Here is an 882-nt window from a genome sequence, read left to right on the forward strand (position 1 = left end):
GTTCTTGGAATTAAACGCCGTATAAGCTCATTTAAGCCGTTTTAAGTGTTACATGCATAATTATATTAAAATCGCTTTAAAATCGCTTAGAAGCAAAAATAGACACCTTGAGTGGCTGAATTGGCGCTTGGTGGAATAAACAAGCGGCTAGAGAATATGCGGCCAAACACCCTAACGATGAGCGTGCTTAAAACTAAAAAGCTATATAAGGCCATTTAAGCTGTTTTAAACAGATAGAGCATAATTATATTAAACGAGTTTTAAAATGCGCTTACGGGCACTTTAGGAGCGTTGTATAAGTGCCATTGCGGAAAGGACAGCAAACTTAAATTCACAACTTTTAAAGAAGCAGGCTAATTGAGATGGTACTCAAAGATTAGTATAATGTGAGTAGTAATAAAGGGGGGCGAGAAAATCATGGCAGTTAAGGAAAAGAAACGCGTACAAGTCCAGATTGACAAAGAATTGGCAGATAATACCGAAGCCGTTTTAAGCCAGTTAGGTCTAAACCCAACTACCGCGATCAATATGTTTTATAAGCGGATCGTAGCTGACGCAGCATTACCGTTTAAACCAGCCCTGAGCGAAGCCGAAAGAGCTAATTTAAGCCTTTTAAAGGCTACCAAAGAGACACCAGTAACAGAGTTCAAAGACGCTAAAGAAGTCGCTGATTGGCTCAATGATCCAGATGAGGACTAATGGCTTATCAGATTAAATAAATTAATAACCGGGAAGTGTGATGAACATGAAAGATACAATCACAATTAATGACTTTTTTGAAATTGCCAAAGAAACTGATTTAAAAGATTTACTTGATAAGTCATTACATGAGCCAGATCCAGAAAAGCGCAAAGTATATGACGCTTTATATACCTACTTTTT

At 37.5% G+C, this 882-nt stretch carries 1 protein-coding gene; it reads left to right on the plus strand.

What is annotated here, in order from left to right:
* The first annotated feature begins 417 nt into the window (after window positions 1-417).
* On the plus strand, window positions 418-699 hold the full coding sequence (locus JCM14108_RS13965; RefSeq protein ID WP_010014831.1) for a type II toxin-antitoxin system RelB/DinJ family antitoxin: 282 nt from the start codon (window positions 418-420) through the stop codon (window positions 697-699).
* The last annotated feature ends 183 nt before the right edge of the window (window positions 700-882 follow it).

The organism is Lentilactobacillus farraginis DSM 18382 = JCM 14108, from assembly GCF_000583655.1.
Lineage (GTDB): Bacteria > Bacillota > Bacilli > Lactobacillales > Lactobacillaceae > Lentilactobacillus > Lentilactobacillus farraginis.